17 protein-coding genes are annotated in these 24,802 nt (G+C 59.3%); 11 read left to right on the top strand and 6 right to left on the bottom strand.

Features of this window, described 5'->3' with window-relative positions; translation table 11 throughout:
* Nucleotides 1-439: hypothetical protein (locus M8997_RS08670; RefSeq protein WP_371929541.1), on the bottom strand; the 439-nt coding region annotated here is incomplete at its 3' end.
* Nucleotides 440-752: 313 nt separating this feature from the next.
* Between M8997_RS08670 and M8997_RS08665 the strand changes: the two genes are divergently transcribed.
* The 9 genes from M8997_RS08665 (at nt 753) to M8997_RS08625 (ending at nt 16,297) form a co-directional block, all read left to right on the top strand.
* Nucleotides 753-4,370: a GH92 family glycosyl hydrolase gene (locus tag M8997_RS08665; protein WP_252597195.1), complete on the top strand. Its 3,618-nt coding sequence runs from the start codon at nt 753-755 to the stop codon at nt 4,368-4,370.
* 315 nt (nt 4,371-4,685) lie between these two features.
* Complete coding sequence (locus M8997_RS08660; RefSeq protein WP_250019107.1) at nt 4,686-8,072, top strand: GH92 family glycosyl hydrolase; 3,387 nt, start codon at nt 4,686-4,688, stop codon at nt 8,070-8,072.
* 194 nt (nt 8,073-8,266) lie between these two features.
* Nucleotides 8,267-10,744 (top strand): GH92 family glycosyl hydrolase, encoded by a 2,478-nt coding sequence (locus M8997_RS08655; protein ID WP_250019106.1) that lies wholly within the window; start codon nt 8,267-8,269, stop codon nt 10,742-10,744.
* Nucleotides 10,745-10,992: 248 nt separating this feature from the next.
* A complete protein-coding gene (gene dnaJ / locus M8997_RS08650; protein WP_250019105.1) occupies nt 10,993-12,123 on the top strand; it encodes a molecular chaperone DnaJ in 1,131 nt (376 codons plus the stop codon).
* Nucleotides 12,124-12,205: 82 nt separating this feature from the next.
* Nucleotides 12,206-12,802, top strand: coding sequence for a phospholipid N-methyltransferase PmtA (gene pmtA, locus M8997_RS08645; protein ID WP_250019104.1), 597 nt, complete (start codon nt 12,206-12,208; stop codon nt 12,800-12,802).
* A gap of 69 nt (nt 12,803-12,871) precedes the next feature.
* Nucleotides 12,872-13,582, top strand: coding sequence for an orotidine-5'-phosphate decarboxylase (pyrF, locus tag M8997_RS08640; RefSeq protein ID WP_250019103.1), 711 nt, complete (start codon nt 12,872-12,874; stop codon nt 13,580-13,582).
* Between the two features lie 30 nt (nt 13,583-13,612).
* On the top strand, nt 13,613-13,903 hold the full coding sequence (locus M8997_RS08635; RefSeq protein WP_250019102.1) for a DUF1330 domain-containing protein: 291 nt from the start codon (nt 13,613-13,615) through the stop codon (nt 13,901-13,903).
* 202 nt (nt 13,904-14,105) lie between these two features.
* The gene (locus M8997_RS08630; protein ID WP_250019101.1) at nt 14,106-15,377 is read left to right on the top strand and encodes a polyhydroxyalkanoate depolymerase; all 1,272 of its coding nucleotides are present in this window, start codon (nt 14,106-14,108) and stop codon (nt 15,375-15,377) included.
* Between the two features lie 293 nt (nt 15,378-15,670).
* Nucleotides 15,671-16,297, top strand: coding sequence for a transglutaminase-like cysteine peptidase (locus M8997_RS08625; protein ID WP_371929540.1), 627 nt, complete (start codon nt 15,671-15,673; stop codon nt 16,295-16,297).
* A 10-nt stretch (nt 16,298-16,307) separates the two neighbouring features.
* On the opposite strand, the gene M8997_RS08620 is transcribed toward M8997_RS08625, so the two are convergent.
* The 5 genes from M8997_RS08620 to M8997_RS08600 form a co-directional block, all read right to left on the bottom strand.
* The gene (locus tag M8997_RS08620; protein WP_250019100.1) at nt 16,308-17,840 is read right to left on the bottom strand and encodes a YifB family Mg chelatase-like AAA ATPase; all 1,533 of its coding nucleotides are present in this window, start codon (nt 17,838-17,840) and stop codon (nt 16,308-16,310) included.
* 129 nt (nt 17,841-17,969) lie between these two features.
* Nucleotides 17,970-18,911 carry a glutathione synthase gene (gene gshB, locus M8997_RS08615; RefSeq protein ID WP_250019099.1) on the bottom strand — a complete coding sequence of 314 codons (942 nt, stop codon included), beginning with the start codon at nt 18,909-18,911 and terminating at the stop codon, nt 17,970-17,972.
* Between the two features lie 88 nt (nt 18,912-18,999).
* Nucleotides 19,000-19,299, bottom strand: coding sequence for a septal ring lytic transglycosylase RlpA family protein (locus tag M8997_RS08610; protein ID WP_250019119.1), 300 nt, complete (start codon nt 19,297-19,299; stop codon nt 19,000-19,002).
* Nucleotides 19,300-19,840: 541 nt separating this feature from the next.
* The gene (gene uxuA, locus M8997_RS08605; RefSeq protein WP_250019098.1) at nt 19,841-21,031 is read right to left on the bottom strand and encodes a mannonate dehydratase; all 1,191 of its coding nucleotides are present in this window, start codon (nt 21,029-21,031) and stop codon (nt 19,841-19,843) included.
* 29 nt (nt 21,032-21,060) lie between these two features.
* Nucleotides 21,061-21,711, bottom strand: coding sequence for a GntR family transcriptional regulator (locus M8997_RS08600; protein WP_250019118.1), 651 nt, complete (start codon nt 21,709-21,711; stop codon nt 21,061-21,063).
* 199 nt (nt 21,712-21,910) lie between these two features.
* Here M8997_RS08600 and uxaC point away from each other — a divergent pair, with 199 nt between their 5' ends.
* On the top strand, nt 21,911-23,308 hold the full coding sequence (gene uxaC / locus M8997_RS08595) for a glucuronate isomerase (RefSeq protein WP_250019097.1): 1,398 nt from the start codon (nt 21,911-21,913) through the stop codon (nt 23,306-23,308).
* A gap of 16 nt (nt 23,309-23,324) precedes the next feature.
* Nucleotides 23,325-24,800 (top strand): mannitol dehydrogenase family protein, encoded by a 1,476-nt coding sequence (locus M8997_RS08590; protein WP_250019096.1) that lies wholly within the window; start codon nt 23,325-23,327, stop codon nt 24,798-24,800.
* The last annotated feature ends 2 nt before the right edge of the window (nt 24,801-24,802 follow it).

Genomic DNA, 24,802 nt, shown 5'->3' with positions numbered 1-24,802 from the left:
CCGACGTTGCCACCTCGCCATCGCTGCCCGTCACGCCAAATGCCGACAAGGGCACTGCGAAAGTGGAACCGGCATCGCCCGAGTTGCAAACACCCAACGTTACAGCGTCGCTGCCGACCGTTCCGGGTGTCGAGGCCGAGGCGTCCAAGATACCGGCAATTGTCGACACGGAGCGCCCAGTACCGGCCCCGGGTGCCGAGGCTGAAGCGCCTGCGTCGAAGCCCACGCTCGTTCCAACCGCCGTAGCGATCGAACCTGTAGTGCCCAAGTCGGAAGTGCCCGACGTTGCCACCTTGCCGCCGCTGCTCGTCACGCCAAATGCCGACAAGGGCGCTGCGAAAGTGGAACCGGCATCGCCCGAACTGCAAACACCCGATGTTACAGTGTCGCTGCCGGCCGTCCCGGGTGCCGAGGCCGAGGCGCCTGCGTCGAAGCCCACGCTCGTTCAAACCGCCGTAGCGATCGAACCTGCAGCACCCAAGTCGGAAGTGCCCGACGTTGCCACCTTGCCGCCGCTGCCCGTCACGCCAAATGCCGACAAGGGCACTGCGAAAGTGGAACCGGCATCGCCCGAGTTGCAAACACCCAACGTTACAGCGTCGCTGCCGACCGTTCCGGGTGTCGAGGCCGAGGCGTCCAAGATACCGGCAATTGTCGACACGGAGCGCCCAGTACCGGCCCCGGGTGCCGAGGCTGAAGCGCCTGCGTCGAAGCCCACGCTCGTTCCAACCGCCGTAGCGATCGAACCTGTAGTGCCCAAAGCGGAAGCACCAGACGTTGCCACCTCGCCATCGCTGCCCGTCACGCCAAATGCCGACAAGGGCACTGCGAAAGTGGAACCGGCATCGCCCGAACTGCAAACACCCAACGTTGTAGCGTCGCTGCCGTCCGTCCCGGGTGCCGAGGCTGAGGCGCCTGCGTCAAAGCCCACGCTCGTTTCAACCGCTGTGGCGATCGAACCTGCAGCGCCCAAGGCGGAAGCACCAGACATTACCACCTTGCCGCCGCTGCCCGTCACGCCAAATGCCGACAAGGGCACTGCGAAAGTGGAACCGGCATCGCCCGAGTTGCAAACACCCGATGTTACAGTGTCGCTGCCGGCCGTCGCGGGTGCCGAGGATGAGGCGCCCAAGATACCGGCAATTGTCGACACGGAGCGCCCAGCACCGGCCCCGGGTGCCGAGGCCGAGGCGCCTGCGTCAACGCCCACGCTCGTTCCAACCGCTGTGGCGATTGAACCATCGCCGGCACCACAAGCGCCCGACATTGCTGCTGTTGCCCCGCCGCCGACCGTCCCGAATGTCGAGGCAGAGCTTCCCAAGACGTCATCCGGTTTCCCGATTGAAGAGCCTTCGGCACCGACAGCAAACTCCAAGCCCGAGCCGGCAGAGATATTCCCGGTGATCGAACCTGCGGCGTCCGTGCCAATGCCGGAAATGGGTTCTGGCCTGCCGCTGCCCCCGGTTGCCAAGAAGCCGCCGTCGATCGGGGAATATTTGCCGATCCAGGAGGACCCCGACAAGCGTGGCGTGTCAACGCGAGTACGCGTCACAGCATCAGGAATGAAGCTGAGCCGCCAGATAGCGGGGGGGGTGTATCTCGAGACCGATGCGAACACATTGGGCGCTAAACCCGCCGACTATGTGAACACAATGCGTGGCGCTCATTCTGCCGCCTACATCGCGGATGGCGTATCGCGCGGCAACACCTTCCCGGCCATGGCGCTGCCGTTCGGTTTCAATATGTGGACGCCCGTCAACAGGCTCCAGAAGAAGGTGATAAACGGTTGGCGGGACACGAAGCTCAATCGGGGCTATTATGGAAACGACTTCTTTTATACCTTCTATGAGAACGAAGACGACACAGGCCTTCTCGACAAAATTTATGCCTTCGCGGTCGTTCACGCGCCAAGCCCTTGGATTGGCAATCGCCAGACACTGCAGATCATGCCGGTCAGCAGCATAGATACAGCCGTTGAGCCGATAACCGAACAGGAAGCGCGCGGCGCGAAGTTCGACCGAGCCACTGAAATATCCCTCGCCCACTATTACAGTGTCGATTTCAAGGACGGCACGCGCACCGAAATGACGCCGACGGATCATGCGGTCTATTTTCGCTTCACGCCCAGTCGCAATCAAAATCAGAATCTGGCTATTGTCATAGACAAGTTTTTCGACACCTCTGGTAGTATTGAAATAACGAAGGATGGCACGATTTCCGGGTTTACGGACCACGGTTCGCCCCGAATGTATTATTACGGCGAGTTCGATATCGCGCCAATTATCACGAGCGGCAATGCCTTGCCGGCCTGGCTGCGTTTCGACACCGCGGCAAATCGCGAGATCGGCTTGCGCCTCGCTACGTCGTTTATCAGCGTCGAGCAGGCCAAGGACAATCTCAGCCAGGAAATCGGGGCAAAGACGTTCGATCAGATATTGCAATCTGCCATGGATGCCTGGAACGCGAAGCTCGGTCTGGTTGAGGTCGAGGGCGCGACCGGAGACCAGAAGACCATTCTTTACTCCAACCTTTACCGAAGCTTTCTTTATCCGAACTCCGCCTTTGAGAACGTCAAGTCTGGCAACGATTTGAAAGCCTATTACATGAGCCCCTATATCGACGTACCGACAGTGAAGCCCGGCAAGATCTGGGTGAATAATGGCTTCTGGGATACCTATCGCACGAACTGGCCGCTCTATGCGCTGCTGCTTCCGAAACAGACCGGCGAAATGATCGACGGTTTCGTCAATGGTTACAAGGATGGCGGCTGGGTCACGCGTTGGTCGGGCCCGGGCTACAAGGACATGATGGTGGCGACGAGTTCGGATATCATCTTTGCCGACGCTTATATGAAAAACATCCGGAACTTCGACATTGACACGGCTTATGATTCGATGGTGAAGAACGCCACGGTTTTCAGTGGCAACCCCGAACGCGGGCGCAAGGGCATGGATAAGATGCCCTTCTACGGATACTCGCTGGAGGACACGGAGGCCGTGTCGTGGTCGCTGGAGGCCTATCTGAACGATTTCGGCCTGGCGCAGATGGCAAGAGCACGTGGCAACAAGGATGATGCCGCCTATTTCGCCAATAATGCCATTGGCTTTGCCCGGATATTCGACGGTGAATCGAGCGGGCTCTGGTCAGGTGGCTGGTTCCGCGCGAAGGATTCGGCGGGCAAGTGGCGCAACTCGAACCGCACGCCGCAAAGCTGGTATAATGAATATACCGAGGGCAATGCCTGGCACTATTCGATGCTGGCGCCGCAGGACGGACGGGGACTTGCCAATCTCTATGGCGGCAAGGCCAAGCTGCGGACGAAGCTCGATGCACTGTTCGCCAAGGGTCCTTCGAAGGATGGTGGCTTTAACAGAAAAAAGCCCGAAATCAAATCAGCCTACGAGATCGGCAAGGATCATGAGCTGGGCGAATACCAGCACTCGAACCAGCCGGTGCACCATGTGCTCTATATGTATAACCATGCCGGGTATCCGGCTGGCGGCCAGAAACATCTGCGTGATGTCATGGACAAGCTTTATTCGTCCGGCTTCGATGCCAAGGGCAATTCCACCGGCGACGGCTATATCGGTGACGAGGACAATGGTGAAATGTCGGCCTGGTACGTGTTCAGCGCCATGGGCATTTACCCGCTCGGCGTAGGTCGGCCAGAATATACCATCGGCGCACCCTATTTCCCCAAGATGGTGGTAAAGGTGACCGATAGTTCGGGCAAACCGCAGACGATCACTATCAAGGCTCCGAAGGTAAACTCCTCGAACCGCTTCGTGCTCGGTGTCAAGCTCAATGGCGAGCCGATCGATCGGACCCATCTCAGCCATGACGAACTGATTTCCGGAGCGATGCTTGAGTTCGATATGGTACCATATCCAACAAAATGGGGCACCGGTGAGGATGCCGCCCCCGCCTCCATCACTCAGGGAGCCGATAAGCCACAGCCGTGGAGCTCCTTGCTGCCAGGAGGACGGTATACCCTCCGAACCAGCAATTCAGGCGAGGATCATCTCTTTGACAGGGACTCCCATACGATATGGTCGTCCGCCGAATCTTCCAAGGCGGCAGTCGTCGAGTTCGAACGAAAGGTCGCCGACACAGTGCACCTCTATACGCTGACTTCATCCAAGACGTTGGCCAGTGCGCCGACCAGTTGGACCTTGGAGGGCTCCAATGATGGAAAGGATTGGATCGAATTGGACAAACGCACGGATGTAAAGTTCACCTGGCCACAGCAGACAAAGCCATTCGTGCTTGAAAAACCTGAAACTTACACGAGCTATCGGTTTACGTTTGTAGGTTCGGACGTGACGATCGCCGAACTCGAACTGCTCGGGCGCGAAGCTGCCGCTCAGTGAACCGGCTGGTGGGCGGCGGGTCCAACTGGCCTGCCGCTGCCGGGGTCGGGCATGCGGTGGAAATGGTGCACACCGCTTGGCGCCGCGACATGGCTGTGGTCGGCAACCATGGACGAAAGCGATTATTTTCGCGAAGGATCGTCGGCAGCGGCACTTATACTTATGGCGAATTGACAGAAGCGCCCCATTCCCCGATTCAGTCTGTATCCATTATCCGGCTTTGATTTCGTTGTGGGAGGCGACGATTTCAGCATTGGCGTCTCGCCAGACAGTTTCCAGTTCAGCACTCATATTTTATTCATTTCGGGAGGAAAAATGTCTCTTAAGAGAGCAATTTTGTTCGGCTTGCTCAGCTCTGTCACCTTGGTGAGCTGCGACAAATCGGAAGAGCCTACTGTTTCACACGCACCGGTTGCCGACGCCACATTCGCACCTGCTGTCGCTGATGGTAAATTGCTTGCACTGCAGCAACAAATTGACAACTTGCGATACCTGGTAGTTGCCGCGCAAGCCGATCTGGAAGTGGCGAAGCGGCCCTACTATGATCGGCTTGCAAAGCAGCTGAACTATCTACAGTCTCCGCTCGACCGCATAGCGGAAATTGCCACGTCTCTACGGACCTTACCGAACCGTCTGGAGACAATGCAGGCAGCTTATGCCGTGCACGCGGCGGCATCGCCTGCCGATCAACAGGAACTGGCGACGTTCGGTTTAGATATCTCGGCCTTGAAGGAAAAGGTTTCAGAGGCACTGGCGACGATGCAGAAGCTGCAGGACTCGGTCGATCCAGTTGCTGCAGATATGGCTAAGGCAGTCGCTGAACTGAAAAGCGGGGGTTTGCCATCCACCAGACTTGAGAAGCTCATTGACGATGCGACGGTGTGGACAACGGCGATGCAGAAGGTCGTCGCCGGCACCGAGAGCCTGCAAAAGACCGAAAGTATGGTCGCGCAGCTGGAATATGATCTGCTCGATCTGAAGGGAATCCCACACCGCCGCCCCTTGGCGCAATACGTCAATATCATGCGCGGGACAAAATCCTCCAGCGGCTTCACCAGGGGCGGTACCTTTCCCGCTGTCGCCGTGCCCTTTGGGTTCAATTTCTGGACGCCGGTCAATCGCAACGCCACGCACTGGTTCTATCAGTTTGAGGATGACGGGCGGCTCATCGATACGATCACGGCATTTGCAGTCGTGCACGAACCGAGTCCTTGGATAGGCAACCGGCAGACCTTGCAGATCATGCCCATCAACAACACTGGCGTAACCGACAAGGTGAATCGCGCTCAAAGATACGACCGAAAGAACGAAACTGCGCAGGCCCACTACTATGATTTGACGTTCGACAATGGCACCAGGACCGAGATCACGCCGACGGATCACGCCGCTTCTTTCCGATTTTCCCTGCCCGCTCACAAGAGCCGTTCGGCGATTCTTTTCGACGTATTCGAGAATGGAAGCGAAATTTCGATCGACGCGCCGAATGGCGTCGTGTCCGGGCACACCGACCAGGGCTCATCGGAGAGCGTCGCGAAGCTCTATTTCTATGCCAGGTTCGACAGGAGTATCGTTCAATCGAACCGGCCTGATAATGTCAGCGCCTTGGTCGAGCTCGACACTTCGACGAATCCTGTCGTTGGAATGACAATCGCGACATCTTTGATCAGCGTGAAACAGGCGAAATCCAATCTTGAGCAGGAGATCGGGACCCGGAGTTTTGACGAAGTCAGGCAGGCGGCGAAGGCGGCGTGGGAAGAAAAGCTCAACATCCTGCATGTGCGCGGCGCAACGGAAGACCAGAAGGTCATTCTATATTCCAATCTGTATCGCAGCTTGCTCTATCCGAATTCCGCCTGGGAGAACGTCGATGGCGAGGCACAATATGTCAGCCCCTACAAGCCCGGCTTGACGCCGCAGAAAGGAAAGATCTGGGTCAATAACGGCTTCTGGGATACGTATCGCACGACTTGGCCGCTTTATACGCTGCTCATGCCCGAGCAGGCCGGCGAGATGCTCGATGGCTTCGTCAATGCCTTCAAGGATGGTGGATGGGTGCCCCGTTGGTCAGGGCCCGGTTATAATGACAGCATGGTTGCGACCAGCTCCGATGTGATCTTTGCCGATGCCTACCTGAAGGGCGTTCGTAATTTCGATGTGGAGTCCGCCTATTCGTCGATGTTGCGCAATGCGACCGTCTATAGCAATGAAGGGGCTAAAGGCCGGAAAGGCATGGCAACGTCCGTCTTCTACGGCTATGTGCCGACGGAGCAGAATGAAAACAATAATGATCCCGCGCCCGGACATGTCGCCTGGTCGCTGGAAGCGGATCTCAATGATTTCGGCATTGCCCAGATGGCGCAGGCGCTCAACAAGCCGGACGATGCGATCTATTTCAACAATAGAGCTCGGCATTATGCCAATCTTTTCTCCATGGAACCGTCAGGAACATGGGCAGGCGGGTGGTTCCGCCAAAAGCAGGCCGATGGAAAGTGGAATATCAAATCTGGACGCTGGGGCGAAGAGGTAACGCCGCAAACCTGGGGATATGGCTATACGGAAGGCAATGCCTGGTCCTATGCCTTCCTGGCGCCTCAGGATGGGCAGGGACTTGCAAACCTTTATGGCGGCCGCGACAAGTTGAAAGACAAGCTCGACGCTTTCTTCCGGACCGCGCCGGGCGAGGACGCTGGAAGCTACACGTGGCTGATCCATGAGATGAAGGAGGCGTTGAAGGTACATGAACTTGCGGGAACGGGCGAATATCAGCACAACAACCAGACGGTGCACCATTCCATCTACATGTATAATTATGCGGCTGCACCTTTCGCCGGCCAGAAATATCTGCGCGATGTCATGGACAAGCTCTATTTCTCCGGTTTCGACGAAAAGGGAAATTCCACCGGCGATGGCTATATCGGCGACGAGGATAATGGCGAGCAATCCGCCTGGTATATATTCAGCGCCATGGGCTTCTATCCGGTAAGCATGGGGCGGCCGGAATATACGATTGGCGCACCCTATTTCCCGCGGATGACGGTAGCTTTGAAAAAGCCCGGAGGCGCGGAAAAAACGATCACCATCAAGGCACCGGGCGTCAGTGCCGTCAATCGCTACATACAGAGCGCCAAGCTTGACGGCCAGCCGCTGACCAACAACTACATTTCCCATGCGGCAATCGCCGAAGGGGCCGTGCTTGAGTTCGAAATGGGTCCAAACCCATCGCGCTGGGGAACGGGAGAAAATGACGTCCCCTCCTCGATCACGGTCGGCGATGCCAAGCCACAACCGCTGACATCCTTGCTGCCGCCCGACAGGTACGTTGTATCGGCGAGCGGTGGAAATGCGAAGCCACTCCACGACAGGACGTCGGCTACAATTGTGACTCCCGCAAGCACCTGGATAGAAGCCGAAAAACCCGCGCCCAAACCCTCCGACAAGGTCGTGCTCTACACGCTGACCTCCGCAGACGTGCTGGCCAAACCGCCCACCAGTTGGACGTTGAAAGGCTCCAACGATGGAAAGGATTGGACCGTATTGGACGAACGCACGAATATAAAGTTCACCTGGCCACGGCAGACCATGCCATTCGCACTGAAGGCACCGGCGTCATTCTCCAGATTCAGGTTGGAGTTCCAGGGGCAGCCGGTCGAGATTGCGGAGTTTGAACTTCTTGGACAGGAGGGCTCGGCACCTCCGAACTGAGGTCGGGCGTTCATGGATAGTCGGGGCCCGGCCAAGGCTGGGCTTCGGCGACCAATCGACAGCGGTCGAGCACTGAAAACAACAGGATTGTTTCAAGAGGTTAAGCCGCTTTGGGAGGAGCGGACCCTGCAGGCGTGCCCATTTTTACTGCCGCATCGCGGTGACTGGCTCAAAGAAATCCATTGGGAGGAATCATGTTTTTCAAACGTTCGCTCGTTGCCATATTGCTTGGCAGTTCGATATTGGCAGGATGCGACGAAGGGGATGCGGTCTCACCGACTACCTTCGACAATGCCGCCGAGAATCCATTGAAGCAAACGATCGCTGCTGCACCGGCACAGAAGCAGGACGATGTACCCGGCGTGAGCGCTGCTCCGGGCGCAGTGGTGGAGGAAGTACCCCCTGCGCGTCAGGATGTTGCCCTGACGCAATTCGTCAATCCGCTCATCGGTTCGGGTGAGGTACCGAAATCCGATGTTCCAGGCTCCACGGAGTACCTGTTGGGCGGCTTCGTCAATCCGGGCGCGAAAGTTCCGTTCGGGATGGTGTCCTGGGGTCCGGAGACGAACACCATCGATACCACATGGTCGCCACGCGGCTATCATCACGACTCGAATGTGATTCAGGGCTTTCCGATGATCAATCTCAATGGTGTTGGCTGCAAAACGCAAGCGCCATTCAAGGTGCAGCCTATCGGCAATGTTACGGATAAGGGCGCAACGTTCAGTCACGCCAATGAAGTCGCAAAGCCGGGCTATTATCGCGTCGCGTTCGACAATCACATCGAAACGGAGCTAACCGCGACGGTTCGAACCGGTTCCGGCCGGTTTACCTTTCCCGCCGGTAGCAATGCCATGCTGTGGTTCAACTATGGGACGGCAAAGGTAGACAAGGCGGCCCGTACCATATCGGCTTCGACATGGGGCGGCGGCTTTTGCGGTAGCAATTCTTACGAAGTTTATTTTCATGCCCAGTTCGACCAGCCGTTCACTGCGAACGATGACGGCACGATTCTGACGTTCGCGCCGACGGCGGGTGCCAGGACCACGATTGGAATGAAGGCCGGTGTCTCCTATGTCAGCACTGCGAATGCCAGGGAAAACCTCGAGGCCGAATCCGTTGCGCTCAGCTTCGACGAGGTCCGGAAGAATGCCGACGCTGCCTGGAATGAACGGCTCAACTCTATTCAAGTCACCGGCGGCAGCGCGGATGAGCGGGTGAATTTCTATACGGCGCTCTACCATTCCTTTTTCGCACCATCCGTCTACAATGATGTCAACGGGCAATATATGAGCTTCGACGGACGCGGCACGGTTGAAAAGGTCGAACCGGGGCGAACCCACTACACCACGTTTTCGAGCTGGGACTCATATCGCTCGCTCGCGCCGCTGCAATCGCTGCTTGCCCCGAACGAATCGAGCGACATGGCGCAGTCCCTGATCAATGATGCCAGGCAGTGCGGTGGTGTCTTCCCAATGTGGGTCGATGGCAATTCCAACAGCAATATCATGCCGGGCGACGGCGCTTCGATCATCGTTGCGCAGAATTACGCCTTCGGAGCGAGGAATTTCGATACGGCGGCGGCGCGCCAGATCATGCTCGACATGGCCTTAGGCAGGAAGACTCAATGTCGATGGGTGCAACCACTACCCCATATCGAGCAATATATCGAGCGCGGCTACCTTCGATCTGGTGAAGGCAGTATGATGTATAACAATACCGCGACGTCGAACACGTTGGAGTATGTCAGCACCGATTTCGCCATTTCGCGCTTTCTGGCGGCGCTGGACAAGCCGGGCAGCCAATTGCTGGTCGGAAATACCTCGGGCCATGCCGCCGATCTGTTGAAGCGTTCCGGCAATTGGCGCAATCTTTTCAACCCCGGCTGGAGCAAGATAGCCGGCCAGCCCTATCCGCAATTGCAGCCGCACGACGAAGATGACAATTGGATGGGCTTCGAACTAGCGACAAACGAGTATCGCGAAGGCAATGCCGAACAATATGGCTATATGGTGCCGCATGATATTCGCGGTCTGTTTCGCATGCTGGTAAAATATCCCAAGATCAATCCTAATTCGGAAGCTGATGCCGTCGCGCGGCTCGATGAGTTCACCAAATATCTGGCGGGCGGCGAGCGGGCGCCCTATCTGTGGCTTGGCAATGAGCCCTCTTTCGCCACCCCCTTCATGTATAACTGGACCAGCCAGCCCTACAAGACGCAGGCGCTCGTCAGTCGCCTCCGGCAGACTTTGTACAAAAACAGTCCGCAAGGCCTGCCGGGCAATGAGGATGAGGGCGCGCTGTCCGGCTGGTATGTCTGGTCGGCACTCGGGCTCTATCCGGAGATACTGGCGGAGCCTGGGCTGACATTGACCAGCCCGCTATTCTCGAAGGCAGTGGTCTGGCAGGGCAAACGGAGGCTGTTCACCATCACGGCTCCCGAGGCACCGGCACCCTATGTTCAGGGCCTGCTGGTCGATGGCAGGCCGCATGACAGTACCTGGCTGCCATTCAACCCAATGAAAGGAGAACGTTCGCTGGATTTCACCCTTGGCGCCGCGCCGAGTTGCTGGGCAAGCGAACCAGCGGCAGATGGTCTGCCGCCGTCATTTGCTCCGGATGGCAGTCAGACGCCCGCACTGAAGCCTGTTGCGAGATGCGCGATGCCGTGAGGGTCCGCAATCGCCGTTTCGCGCCCGCGGCGAGGGCGCGAGGCACCGCCTTTTTTGCACTGCGGTGAAATTCTGCGAAATGGCGATTCGTGGAATAGCTGCCACACAAGCGCGATAATCGTCAAATAAGCGCCTTTTTGCCCGAATCAGGCTAAGTTATCTATGGCAATCGCTGTGATGAGCACCTAAATACCGGTCTGACACGAGCCTCGGGCGCAGGCTCTGCGATTTATGGAACGAGTGTTTGGATGAAGGCTGACTATTACGAAACCCTCGGCGTAGCCAGAAGCGCTGACGAGAAAGAACTGAAAAGCGCTTTCCGCAAGCTCGCCATGCAATTCCACCCCGACAAGAATCCGGGCGATGCGGCCGCCGAACACAAATTCAAGGAAATCGGCGAAGCCTATGAAACGCTGAAAGACCCGCAAAAGCGCGCTGCCTATGACCGGTTCGGTCATGCCGCTTTCGAAAATGGCGGCATGGGCGGCGGTGGTGGTGGTTTCGGCGGGGCAGGTGGCTTTGCCGATATTTTCGAGGACATCTTCGGCGAGATGATGGGCGGTGGCCGCCAGCGCAGGTCCGGCGGACGCGAGCGCGGCGCGGATCTGCGCTACAATATGGAAATTACCCTGGAGGAAGCCTTCACCGGTAAAACGGCACAGATACACGTGCCGACCTCCATCACCTGCGACGAATGCAATGGCAGTGGCGCCGCGCCCGGCACCCAGCCCGTGACTTGCGGCACCTGCAGCGGCTCCGGTCGCGTGCGGGCGGCGCAAGGTTTCTTTTCGATCGAACGCACCTGCCCGAGCTGCCACGGTCGCGGGCAGATCATCCAGGACCCTTGCTCGAAATGCCGCGGCCAGGGCCGTGTGACCGAGGAGCGCTCGCTCTCGGTCAACATTCCGGCAGGCATCGAGGATGGAACACGTATCCGGCTTACCGGCGAAGGCGAGGCGGGGCTGCGTGGCGGCCCGGCCGGGGACCTCTATATTTTCCTGTCGCTCAAGCCGCATGAATTCTTCCAGCGCGACGGTGCGGATCTCTATTGCAAGGTGCCGATCTCGATGACCACCGCAGCCCTTGGCGGCCAATTCGAAGTGGCGACGCTGGACGGTACGCAGACGCGGGTCAAGATCCCGGAAGGCACGCAGAATGCCAAGCAGTTCCGTCTCAAGGGCAAGGGCATGCCGGTGCTGCGCCAGGCGGCCATGGGCGACCTTTATATCCAGATCGCGATCGAGACGCCGCAGAACCTGAACAAGCGCCAGCGCGAACTGCTTGAAGAGTTCGAGCGGATTTCCTCGCAGGATAACAGCCCTCAATCGACCGGTTTCTTCGCTCGGATGAAGGAGTTCTTCGAAGGCCTGAGCGAATAATTTATGGGCAGCGCCCTGGCAGCGGACTTGCTTATGGCGCTGGATGCGGCATAAACTTATTCAAACGCGACGGAGTGCAGGCATGACAAGACCCTTGGGCAAGAAACTCGCCGAGAAATTCGACGAGGAGATCCGGTTCTTCAAAGGCTGGATGCATGGTCCCAAGGCAGTTGGCTCCATTCTCCCGACGAGTTCGGTCACGGCGCGGCGCATGGCAAGCGTGGTAAACCCGCAGTCGGGCCTTCCGGTCCTTGAGCTTGGACCGGGAACCGGCGTCATCACCAAGGCCATTTTGCAGCGCGGTGTCGCGCCTTCCGATCTTTACTGTGTCGAATATTCCTCGGAATTTGCCGAGCATCTGCGCGAGGACTTTCCGGGCGTCAATATCGTCGAGGGCGACGCTTTCGATCTCGACACCACGCTCGGAGAACAGCGCGGCCAGAAGTTCGATTCGGTGGTCTCGGCTGTGCCGCTTCTGAACTTTCCCGTCAACGACCGGGTCAAGATCATCGAGGATCTGCTGCGCCGTATTCCCCATGGCCGTCCGGTCGTGCAGATCACCTATGGCCCCATGTCGCCCGTCCCTGCCGGGCGCGGCAACTACAAGATAGAACATCTCGATTTCATCATTCGCAACGTGCCTCCGGCCCGCCTCTGGGTCTATCGCCGCGCCGACTGAGCGAAGTTCGCCCTATCGCGGAGCCGGATTCTGTGCGATTGATCCGCGATCGACAGAAAAGGTGATTCAATGACCAATGCGACGTTGCGTGAGCGCCTCATCGTCGGACTTGACGTGCCGACAGTCAAGCTGGCGGCGGAAGCCGTGGAAGAGCTGGGAGACGCCGTTTCCTTCTACAAGATCGGCTATCAGCTGGTATTCGCCGGAGGGCTCGACTTTGCCGGTGAACTGGTCCGTGCCGGCAAGAAGGTGTTTCTCGACATGAAGCTCCTCGATATCGACAATACGGTGGCCAAGGGCGTCGAGAATATCGCCAGGATGGGCGTATCGATGCTGACGATCCACGCCTATCCCAAGGCGATGCGGGCGGCTGTGGCGGCGGCGCAAGGGGCGGACCTTTGCCTCCTCGGGGTCACGGTGCTCACATCCATGGACGCTGGCGACCTGGCGGAGGCTGGCTATCGCGATGAGCCGCAGCGCCTAGTCGCCCTGCGCGCGCAGCAGGCGCTGGAGGCCGGCATGGGCGGAATAGTCTGTGCCGCCACCGAAGCCGCTTCCGTACGGCGGATCGTCGGCGAAAACATGGCTATCGTAACGCCCGGTATCAGGCCGGCAGGCGCTGACAAGGGCGATCAGAAGCGCGTGATGACGCCGGCTGATGCCCTGCACGCCGGGGCAAGCCATCTTGTGGTAGGCAGGCCGATCATCGCGGCAGCCAATCGCAAGGCAGCGGCAGAAGCCGTGCTTGCCGAAATGGCCGAAGGCGCGTTGCAGGCATAGCGATCGGAACAATCGTAAGGGAGAAAGCTGATGGCCAAGGGATATTGGATTGCGCGCGTCGATGTTCGCGATCCTGAGCGCTACAAGGACTACGTGTCGACCGCCAAGCCGGCCTTCGAGAAGTTCGGTGCGAATTTCCTTGCCAGGGGCGGCCCGTACCACGCCCTCGAGGGTACCGCTCGGGGACGCAACGTGGTCATCGAGTTTCCCTCCGTGCAGCACGCGCTGGATTGTTACAACTCGCCCGAATATCAGGCGGCAAAGGCAATCCGGCAGAGTGTGGCCGAGGCCGAAATGCTCATCGTGGAAGGTGCGGGCTGACTCACGCCGCCCCTGGCTGTCGTTGCTCTGGATGGAGGGGCGGCTTGCTGCTGAAGTCTTGACGGTCGGCATCGACGCGGCGCCGATCCGCTATGAATGTGAACATTTTTAACCCGGCTCGTGCTTTTGTTGCATTGCAATATGCGATAAACCAGCTAGGCTCGCTATATAAGATAGCCAGACCGCATGATCGGACGGTGAAATGTTCTACCATCTCTATGAGCTGAACCATGCTGCGCTCCAACCCTACCGGGCGCTCGCCGACGCGACGAAGCTGTTTTACGACAATCCGCTCAATCCGCTGTCGCAAACGGTGGTCGGCCGGTCGATCACGGCATCCTGCGAGTTGTTCGAGCGCATGACGCGAAGCTATGCCAAGCCGAGCTTCAATCTTGCGACGACGCTGGTCGACGATACCGAAGTGGATGTGACCGAGAAGACGGTGTGGTCGAAACCATTCTGCAATCTCATCCACTTCAAGCGCAGCCTGCCGTCAAAACGTCCGCGCGACCCGAAGATACTGATCGTCGCGCCGATGTCGGGCCACTATGCCACGCTGCTGCGCGGAACCGTGGAAGCTCTTCTGCCGAGCGCCGAGGTCTATATCACCGATTGGGTCGATGCACGCACCGTGCCGCTCAGCGAGGGCAGCTTCGATCTCGATGCCTATATCGACTATGTCATCGAGATGTTTCACGCGCTGGGCGAAGATGCCCATGTGGTGGCCGTATGCCAGCCTTCGGTGCCGGTGCTGGCCGCCGTTTCCATCATGGAGACCAATGGCGACAGGTTTGCACCGTCCAGCATGACGCTGATGGGCGGGCCGATCGATACGCGCAAGAATCCGACCGCGGTCAACAAGCTTGCCGAAGAAAAAGGCATTGAATGGTTTCGGGACAACGTCATCATGTCGGTGCCTTGGCCGCATGCCGGCTTCATGCGGGATGTCTATCCCGGCTTCCTGCAGCTTTCGGGCTTCATGAGCATGAACCTCGACCGGCATATCACGGCCCACAAGGAATTCTTTGTCCATCTGGTCAAGGAAGATGGTGATTCCGCCGACAAGCATCGCGATTTCTATGATGAATATCTGGCGGTGATGGACCTGACGGCTGAATTTTACCTTCAGACGGTGGATACGGTGTTCGTCCGGCATCTGCTGCCCAAGGGCGAAATGATGCATCGCGGCGTGCCGGTTGACCCGTCGGCTATTCGCAACGTGGCATTGCTGACCGTCGAAGGCGAGAATGACGACATATCCGGCGTCGGCCAGACCGAGGCCGCCCAGACGCTCTGCTCCAACATACCTTCCTCCATGCGGATGCATCATTTGCAGCCGAAGGTCGGTCACTATGGCGTGTTCAACGGCTCCCGCTTCCGGGCTGAAATCGCCCCCAAAATCGTCCAATTCGTTAACGACCACGCCCAGGCGCGCCGCAATTCCAACGTTTCGCCTCTGCCGAAACGCGCCTGACCCGGCCACGCGGCACGGTCAAGGAACGTCGAGTTTGTCGCCGGAACCCCGTTGGATCGGCCTGTTTTCCGGTAGAATCGAAGCTTTGCGCGCTTTTTCCAGAGGTTGAACCAACCTCCCTGACCAATCTTTCATAGCGCGGTTTCGAAAGGCCATTGCTGCCATCCAGCCCACCCTTCAAATTTTAACCATATATTAACAATGGCGAGATCGTGGCGCCATTGTGATTGACTCAACTCCCCACACGCCGTTAACGTTTTGTTAAGAATGGCTGACGGGGTTTGGAGTAAGGCATGTTTGCAGCGGCATATTTCGCAAGGTCTTTGGGAGCGTCGCTCCTGATCGTTGCCGCAACGCTGTTCGGCGCCCAAGCCCAGGTCGAGGCCCAGGCTTCAGAGGCTTTCATGCTGACTGGCGGGCTTACCTCACAGCCGATCGGTCATTACGAGTTCTGCAAGCGGCTTCCGGCCGAATGCTCGGTCAAGGCACGCAATGTCATGCCGGAGAAGATGTCGCATGATTTCTGGCAGCTTCTCGTTCGCGTGAATGCCGACATCAACGAGAAGATCAAGCCGCTGACCGATCTTGAGATCTATGGCGTCGATGAATATTGGGCCTATCCGGAAGCCGTCGGCGACTGCGAGGATTACGTGCTCCTGAAGCGCCGCGACCTGATGCAGTTCGGCATCTCGCCGTCGAACCTCTTGATCACCGTCGTTCGCAAGCCTGATGGCGAGGGCCATGCCGTGCTCACCGTCCGTACCGATCGCGGCGACTTCGTTCTCGATAATCTGGTCGAAAGCGTAAAAAACTGGGCGGAGACCGATTACACCTACCTGAAGCGTCAGGCAGTCAACAATACCGGCCGCTGGGTCAGCATCGAAGCGCCGAGCAACATCCTGGTCGGCTCGGTCCAGTAATCCGGATGAGTCAGGCGGCGTCCGAGAACGTATCGGACGTCACCCTGTAGGAGATGGCCTCGGCGAGGTGAATTCGCCCCACATCCTTCTGCCCTTCAAGATCTGCCAGCGTGCGTGCAACCTTCAAAACCCGGTGATAGGCGCGGGCTGAGAACCGCATCTGCAGGCTGGCCTGTTCCAGAAGGGCCATTCCCGCGCGGTCAGGTCGCGCAATATCCTCGATCAAGGCAACGCTGCATTGCGCATTGGTGGTCACCGACGAAAGGCCGAGCGCCTCGAAGCGGCTTTTCTGTATGGAGCGCGCCTGGGCCACCCGGGCTGCCACGACGGAACTGCTCTCCGAGGCCGCGGGCCGGATCAGATCGACGGCATTGACCGCCGGTACCTCGATCTTGATGTCGATACGGTCGAGCAGCGGCCCCGAGATACGCGCCTGATAGTCCTGCTTGCATTTGACGCCCCGCGAACATCTGTGTCCCGGCTCGCCCGCCATGCCGCAGCGACACGGGTTCATGGCGGCGATGAGCTGGATTTGCGCCGGATAGGAGATGCGGTGGTTGGCGCGCGCGATCATGCAATTGCCGGTCTCCAGCGGCTGCCTGAGCGAATCGAGCACCTGCGGCGTAAATTCGGGCAATTCGTCGAGGAAAAGCACTCCGCGATGCGCCAGGGAGACCTCACCCGGCCGCGCCCGCATGCCTCCGCCCACCATGGCGGCCATGGATGCGGAATGATGCGGCGCGCGAAAGGGACGCCTGTCCGTCAGCCGCCCGCCGACCAGTTCCCCGGCAATCGATGCCACCATCGACACCTCAAGCAATTCGCGCGGCGAAAGTGGAGGAAGAATCGAGGGCAGCCGTTGTGCCAGCATGGATTTTCCGGAGCCTGGAGGTCCGATCATCAGCAGGTTGTGGCCTCCGGCTGCTGCAACTTCCAGCGCCCGCCTTGCCATCTCCTGCCCGCGTATCTCGGAAAGATCGGGCAGCGGCGCGTTGTTGGCCTGCAGCGCGGGTTCCGGCCGCGACAGCACCTGCGTGCCGCGGAAATGATTGGCGAGGGCAATGAGGCTGCGCGGCGCCAGTATATCGACATCGGCGCCGGCCCAGGCCGCTTCCGGGCCGCAGGCGGCCGGGCAGATCAGGCCCTTTTCCTGCGCATTCGCAGCGATCGCGGCCGGCAGCACCCCTGCGACCTGGGTGATGGTGCCATCAAGCGACAATTCGCCGAGCACGATGTAGGATTGGAGTGCGTCCGCCGGCATGGCACCGAGATCGGCCATGAGCCCGACGGCGATCGGAAGATCGTAGTGGCTCCCTTCTTTCGGCAGGTCCGCCGGTGCAAGATTGATCGTGACCTTCTTCGGCGGCATCGCAAGGCCAGAAGCGTGCAACGCGGCCTGGACACGCTCGCGGCTTTCGGCCACTGCCTTGTCCGGCAGTCCGACAATGTGCATCCCCATCTTGCCAGGCGCGATCATGACCTGAACATCGACGGGCTGCGCTTGAATGCCTTGAAAGGCGACCGTCTGGACGCGGGTAACCATCAATCGTTCCTTGAAAATGCAGTGCGTAAAAAATCATTATGCCAATGCGTGGCACATCAGCACAAATCCCGCCGCATAACAAGAACAATTGGCGAACGCCAGCTCTACGCCGGACGCTCGCCCGGGCGATCAGTTCCGCTTCGCTTCGACCGCGTCCCAGAACAGCGCCGCTATGTCGGCACCGCCAAACCGCTTCACCTCGCGAACGCCGGTCGGGGAGGTGACGTTTATCTCCGTCATATAGTCGCCGATGACGTCGATGCCGACGAGGATGAAGCCGCGCTCGCGCAGCGACGGGCCGATGCGGGCGCAGATCTCCCGCTCGCGCTCGGTCAGTTCGGTCTTCTCGGCGCGCCCGCCGACATGCATGTTGGAGCGTGAATCGGTTTCGGACGGAACGCGATTGATGGCGCCGACAGGCTCGCCGTCGATCAGGATGATGCGCTTGTCCCCGGCGCGAACATCCTTCAGATAGCGCTGGGCGATGAAGGGCTCGCGGAACATCTGTCCGAACATTTCGAGGAGCGAGGTGAGATTGCGATCACCATCCGCAAGATGGAATACGCCGGCGCCGCCATTGCCATAGAGCGGCTTGAGAATGATGTCGCCGAACTCCTTGCGGAACGCCATGATCTCCGCCGGGTCCTTGGTGATCAGCGTGTCCGGCATGAGGTCGGGAAACTCGGTGACGAAGATCTTCTCGGGACTGTTGCGCACCCAGGCAGGATCGTTCACGACGAGCGTTTTCGGGTGAATGCGCTCCAGCATATGCGTCGTGGTGATATAATTCATGTCGAAGGGCGGATCCTGGCGCAGGAGCACCACATCCATCTCGGACAGGTCTCGGGGGGTCGGCTCGCCGAGGCTGAAATGATCGCCTTCGACATCGCGCACGCTCAGTTCTTCCACGCGTGCCGAAACGACACCGTCGCGCATGCTCAGCCTGTCGGGCGTATAATGGAACAGCCGATGCCCGCGCGCCTGCGCTTCAAGGCAGAGGGCGAAGGTCGTGTCTCCGCCGATCCGGATCGAATTGATGTGGTCCATCTGGACCGCGACTTTGAGTGCCATGGAACATCCCCGACTTCATCTGGACTGTTCACATGGCGCTACTGGCGGCATTGGTCAAGAAGAATGATCGCTGCCGCCCTGGTCTGGCCTAAAGCCTCGCCATGCAGATTTTGGTATGGCCGGCGCCGACAAAGCCGAGCCTGGCGGCTGCGCCCTTTGAAAGGTCGATCACCCGGCCCTTGATGAACGGTCCGCGGTCGTTGATGCGCACGACGATCGATTTGCCGTTGCGCTGGTTGGTCACCTTCACCTTGGAGCCGAATGGCAGCGTCCTGTGGGCAGCGGTCAGTGCCGACGGGTTCATACGCTCGCCCGAAGCCGTTTTGGAGTGAAGGGCGTACCATGATGCGCCGCCACAGGCGGCATTGGCGGAAGCGGCACCGAACATGAGGAAAATAATGGTGGCAGTGAGTACCTTACGGATACTTGCAAATGAGAGCATGGGGAATATTCGCACTTTAACAACCCAAGGCGGAAACACCTGAATGAAGACACACGCATATGGCGAGCTCGGGTAAGTAGATCGCCGCGTGGATGAGATGTCGCTTCTATTTTGGAGAAATGTGGCCTCGAGGTGTCGCACGCCGGAAAGAAAGCCAAAGATCAAGAGGCAAATGGGCGCAAGTTACTCATTTCTATTGTCTTATTATGACTCAAAATGTGATGGAACTTGCTGTGCCAGCGCGCGGGATATTCAGGATCGCGCAGAGACTATGGCGGAAATGTGTTGATTTATAACCAATTTATTAAGGGGCACTGTCGAAACAGCGATCCAGGCGGCAGATATCGTGAAAAAGGATTAACTATTTCGAGTGAGTTGCCGCACTGAAATGGCACGGCAACTCAAAAAGTGATCGGCATTTTTGCTTCAACGCATCGTTTTGGTCCGTTCCCGGCCGAAACGCCTATCGATTGCTCCGGGGAACGTTCTAGCGCAAGGCCGATGCATCGAGAGCGTGGATGATGCCCCGCAATTCGGCGAGACCGCGCAGGCGGCCGATCGAGGGATAGCCCGGCGTCACATCCTTGCTCAGATCGTCGAGCAGGCGCTGGCCGTGATCGGACCGGAAAATGATGCTGTTCGCCTTGTCGCGCTTGCGATCTTCCGCGAGCAGTTCGCGCAACACCGCCACCATGTCGACATCGCCTTCGAGATGCGCAGCTTCGTGGAAGCTTCTTCCATCCCCCTCGCGGGTCGTTGCACGCAGATGGGCAAAATGAATACGCCCGGCAAAACGGCGCGCAATGCTCGGCAGATCATTGTCGGCGCGAACCCCGAGACTGCCGGTGCAATAGCACATGCCATTGGCGGGCGAGGGGACGGCGTCGAACAGCGCTGCATAATCGGCCTCCGTCGATGCTATGCGCGGCAAGCCGAACAAGGGCCGGGGCGGATCATCAGGATGCAGGGTCAATTTGACGTCGAGCGCATCTGCGACTGGCGTGACGGCCTGCAGAAACTCGATCAGGTGCTGGCGCAGCCGCGCGGCATCCATGCCGGAATAGGCGTCGAGCTTGTCGCGGAAGGCCGGGATGGTCAGGGGTTCGGTCGTCGATCCGGGCAGGGCGCTGGCGATGTTGCGCGTGAGATCGGCGATTTCCTGCGCACCCATCGCTTCGTACAGCCGCGCTGCAATGGCCTGGTCCTCGCTGGAATAATCGCTCTCGGCGCCCTTGCGCTGCAGGATATGCAGGTCGAAAACCGCGAACTGATTGTGGTCGAAACGCATGGCGGTCGAGCCCGTCGGAGTGACATGGTCCAGCTCCGTCCGGCACCAGTCGACAACCGGCATGAAATTATAGCAGATGACCCGGATTCCATTGGCGGCGACCGCCTCCATGCTGGCAATCCAGGTCTCTATCTCACGTTTGGCCTTCCCGCCCGTGCGCTTCACCGCGTCCGGGATCGGTATGCTCTCGATGACAGACCAGGTCAGCGGGGTCCGCCCGTCCGGTGTCGATTCGATAAGGGATTTGCGCTCCTGGACCTGCTGCTTTGTCCAGGCTTCACCGATCGGGACGTCGTGCAACGAGGATACGATGTCCGTCGCCCCTGCCTGCCGAACATCGTCAAGCGTTACCCCAGCTTTGGGCCCAAACCATCTCCATGCCTGACGCATGCATCCTCCGTCACTATTGCGATCCCAAATCAGATGAACGATTGGGGATGGGTTCTTCTCAAGGTTTCAATATCGGGAATGACGGCATTCAAATGCTGCTTCATTGCCGTGCAGGCGGCCGCTACATCATGCTCCGCAATGGCATTGCGGATGGTCGAATGTTCGGAAAGAACCTGATCCATGCGGCCGAGCGCCGGCAGCGTCATGCGCCGCGCCCTGTCGATCTGTATCTTTGCAGGCTTGAGATAGGTCCAGATTCCGGGATGGCCGGAAATACCGGCGATCGCTTCGTGGAAGGCCTCGTCGGCCTCGTGAAAGCCATTGGTATTCATGCGGTCGGCAAAAAACCGCTGCCGTGCGAGAAGTTCGTCCAGCCATTCCACATCCTTCGCCGTGGCGCGCTCGGCGGCGCGTTCCACCGCAGCTCCTTCGAGCGCTTGCCGGATGATCACGGCCTGGGGAATGAGCGCGAGGGGAATGCGCGATACGAATGTTCCGGATTGCGGAAAGACGTCCACCAGGCCGTCCTCCACCAGCCTGATCAGCGCCTCGCGCACCGGCGTGCGGCTGACGCCAAAACGTTCCGTCAGCGCCTTTTCGTTGAGCGCCGTGCCCGGGGCCATGTCCATCGCCACGATTGCGGCGTGAAGCTCGCGGTAGATCGCCGTCGCCGTCGTCATTCTTCCGACGGGCGCGCCGCGCGGCGCAGTGCGATCCGGCGTGGTCTCTGACGAGGAAATTTGCGGGGCGGTCTTGTTCACGTCATACTTTCATCATTCACGGGCTGCTGCCCGCCTGCGACATTGACATACTAATATATTATTTTCTACTCTCCGCCAAGATCGATCCTTCATCCACAGGCAGTGCGAGTAGACAAGAATGGCGCTTCATCCCGACAGGCTGTTTCCAATCGAGGCCGATGCTCGCATTATTGCCCGTCGCCTCTATCGTACCGTGGAACGGCTTCCTATCATCTCGCCGCACGGTCATACCGAGCCTCGCTGGTATGCGGAAAACGAAGCCTTTCCAGATCCCGCCAGCCTGTTCGTCAAGCCGGACCATTATATTTTCCGCATGTTGTACTCGCAAGGCGTGGCGCTGGAGGATCTCGGCGTACCGCGCGTCGATGGCGGCCCGACAGAGACCGACGGCCGCAAGATCTGGCGGCTGTTCGCGCGGCATTTTCACCTGTTCCGGGGAACGCCTTCGCGCCTGTGGTTCGAGCATTCGCTGGAGACGATCTTCGACATCACGGATCGCTTGTGCGAAGCCAATGCCGATGCACTCTATGACCGGATAAGCGACCGGATCGGCCAGCCCTCCATGCGTCCGCGCGCGCTGTACGAGCAGTTCGGCATCGAGGTCATCTCGACCACCGACGCTGCCACCGACGATCTTCGCTATCACGACGCAGTGTTGCAATCCGGCTGGAAGGGCAGGGTCGTTCCTGCCTATCGCCCCGATGCGGTGGTCGATGCGTCGCGGTCGGACTTTGCCGAGAACGTCGAGAAATTCACCGGACTTGCCGGTACGCCTCTCACCTACCAGGGTTATCTGGACGCCCACCGGGCAAGGCGAGCCTATTTCAAGGCGCGCGGAGCGACGGCGACGGATCATGGCCATCCCAGCGCCCGCACCGCCAATCTTTCGCCCGCCGAGGCAGCAAGCCTCTTCGATCTGGTGATGAGCCGCCCGGATCCCCAGGCAGCAGAGCTTTTCCGAGCCCAGATGCTGACGGAAATGGCCGGCATGAGCGTCGAAGACGGACTCGTGATGCAGATACATCCGGGGTCGTTCCGTAATCACAATCCGCAATTGTTCGAGCGGTTCGGCGCGGACAAGGGTGCCGATATTCCCCGTGCGACGAGCTATGTCGAGGAACTCAAGCCCTTGCTCGATGCCTATGGCAACGATCCGCGGCTGACGCTCATCCTCTTCACATTGGACGAGACGAGCTACAGCCGCGAGCTTGCGCCTCTTGCCGGGCACTATCCGGCATTGCGGCTGGGGCCGGCCTGGTGGTTCCACGACAGTCCGGAAGGCATGCGGCGGTTCCGCGAGCTCACCACCGAAACAGCGGGTTTCTACAATACAGTCGGTTTCAACGACGATACCCGGGCCTATCTGTCCATACCCGCGCGGCATGATATGGCGCGGCGTGTCGATTGCGCCTTCCTGGCGCGTCTGATCGCAGACCACCGGCTCGATGAAGACGAAGGCGCCGAGATCGCCCATGACCTGGCCTATCGATTGGCCAAGAACGCCTACAAGCTCTGAAAGAAACGAGAAATAAATGTCTTCGACACCGCGCCTCTCCAATGCTTCCCTCTCGAGCCTCGATGCACAGATTCAGGTTCCGAACTATACGCGGGACGGCCTGCAAACCGGTATCGTCCACCTCGGCATCGGCGCGTTCCACCGGGCGCACCAGGCAGTCTATACGGATGATGCGATTGCCGCGGACGACATGCGCTGGGGCATCGTCGGCGTGTCGCTGCGTAGCCCCGGCACGCGCGACGCCCTGCAGCCGCAGGATGGGCTCTATACTGTCGCTACTCGCGATGGCGGCGGCGACCGGTTCCGGGTCATCGGCAGCATCATGGGCTTGCTGGTAGCGCCGGAAGATCCCGAACGCGTCCTCGAGGTCATGGCCGAGCCCGATGTGAAGATCGTCTCGCTGACCATAACGGAAAAAGGCTATTGCTACTCGCCAGCGGCCGCAGCGCTCGACGAGGCGCATCCTGACATCATTCACGATCTGGCCAATCCGGGCGCACCGATATCCGCCATCGGCTTCGTCGTCGAGGCACTGGCGCGCCGCCGTGAGCGCGGCATCCCGCCATTCACGCTGCTCTCCTGCGATAATTTGCCGGCCAATGGCGAGACGCTGAAGAACGTGGTGACGCGGTTCGCGTCGTTGCGCGATGCCGAGCTTGGCCGATACATCACCGATGAGGTCGCCTTCCCGTCAACGATGGTCGACAGGATCGTCCCCGCCACGACCGATGCAGACCGGGAATTGCTGACCAAGGCTGCGGGTGTCGTCGATGAATGGCCGATCATGACGGAGCCGTTCAGCCAGTGGGTGATCGAAGATCATTTCCCCAGCGGACGCCCGGCCTGGGAGAAGTTCGGAGCGACGTTCGTCGATGACGTCGCGGCGTTCGAACTGATGAAGCTGCGCCTCCTCAATGGCAGTCACTCGACCCTCGCCTATCTCGGCTATCTGGCCGGACATGAGACGGTGTCCGATGTCATGCGGGCGGAAGGCTTCGCCGGCTTCATCGAGACAATGATGGACGAGGAGATCACGCCGACCCTGCCGCCTCTGCCCGGCTTCGACCTAGCCGCCTACAAGGCGCAATTGCGGGAGCGTTTCCGCAACCCGGCCCTGCGCCACAGGACCTGGCAGATTGCCATGGACGGCTCGCAGAAGCTGCCGCAGCGACTGCTGAACACGATCCGCAGCCGTATCGAGGCCGAGGCACCGTTCCCTCGTCTGGCAATGGGTATTGCTGCCTGGATGCGGTATGTGACCGGTACCGACGAGCGTGGACAAGCCATCGACGTGCGCGATCCCCTGGCGGAAGAGATGAAGCGCCTGACGGCGCAGAAGGCTTCGGCACCGGACATCGTGGCTGCGCTTCTCGGACTTCGCCAGGTTTTCGGCGAAGATCTGCCGGCCAATGTCATATTCAGGACGGCGGTCGAAGAAGCGCTCGGCAGGCTTCTCGAGAGCGGTGCGGCGAGAACTGTCGCCGCCACCTAATA

It is taken from the genome of Phyllobacterium sp. 21LDTY02-6, assembly GCF_023554255.2.
Lineage (GTDB): Bacteria > Pseudomonadota > Alphaproteobacteria > Rhizobiales > Rhizobiaceae > Phyllobacterium.
This window is presented reverse-complemented; position numbering and strand designations above follow the sequence as displayed.

Bases quoted from the DNA above. Each gene is read 5' to 3' on its own strand.
- M8997_RS08635 (WP_250019102.1), top strand. From the start codon at position 13,613: ATGGCCAAGGGATATTGGATTGCGCGCGTCGATGTTCGCGATCCTGAG.
- gshB (WP_250019099.1), bottom strand. From the start codon at position 18,911: ATGGCACTCAAAGTCGCGGTCCAGATGGACCACATCAATTCGATCCGG.
- M8997_RS08630 (WP_250019101.1), top strand. From the start codon at position 14,106: ATGTTCTACCATCTCTATGAGCTGAACCATGCTGCGCTCCAACCCTAC.
- pyrF (WP_250019103.1), top strand. From the start codon at position 12,872: ATGACCAATGCGACGTTGCGTGAGCGCCTCATCGTCGGACTTGACGTG.
- M8997_RS08600 (WP_250019118.1), bottom strand. From the start codon at position 21,711: ATGACGACGGCGACGGCGATCTACCGCGAGCTTCACGCCGCAATCGTG.
- M8997_RS08590 (WP_250019096.1), top strand. From the start codon at position 23,325: ATGTCTTCGACACCGCGCCTCTCCAATGCTTCCCTCTCGAGCCTCGAT.
- M8997_RS08610 (WP_250019119.1), bottom strand. From the start codon at position 19,299: ATGTTCGGTGCCGCTTCCGCCAATGCCGCCTGTGGCGGCGCATCATGG.
- M8997_RS08655 (WP_250019106.1), top strand. From the start codon at position 8,267: ATGTTTTTCAAACGTTCGCTCGTTGCCATATTGCTTGGCAGTTCGATA.
- uxuA (WP_250019098.1), bottom strand. From the start codon at position 21,031: ATGCGTCAGGCATGGAGATGGTTTGGGCCCAAAGCTGGGGTAACGCTT.
- uxaC (WP_250019097.1), top strand. From the start codon at position 21,911: ATGGCGCTTCATCCCGACAGGCTGTTTCCAATCGAGGCCGATGCTCGC.
- M8997_RS08620 (WP_250019100.1), bottom strand. From the start codon at position 17,840: ATGGTTACCCGCGTCCAGACGGTCGCCTTTCAAGGCATTCAAGCGCAG.
- M8997_RS08625 (WP_371929540.1), top strand. From the start codon at position 15,671: ATGTTTGCAGCGGCATATTTCGCAAGGTCTTTGGGAGCGTCGCTCCTG.
- M8997_RS08660 (WP_250019107.1), top strand. From the start codon at position 4,686: ATGTCTCTTAAGAGAGCAATTTTGTTCGGCTTGCTCAGCTCTGTCACC.
- dnaJ (WP_250019105.1), top strand. From the start codon at position 10,993: ATGAAGGCTGACTATTACGAAACCCTCGGCGTAGCCAGAAGCGCTGAC.
- pmtA (WP_250019104.1), top strand. From the start codon at position 12,206: ATGACAAGACCCTTGGGCAAGAAACTCGCCGAGAAATTCGACGAGGAG.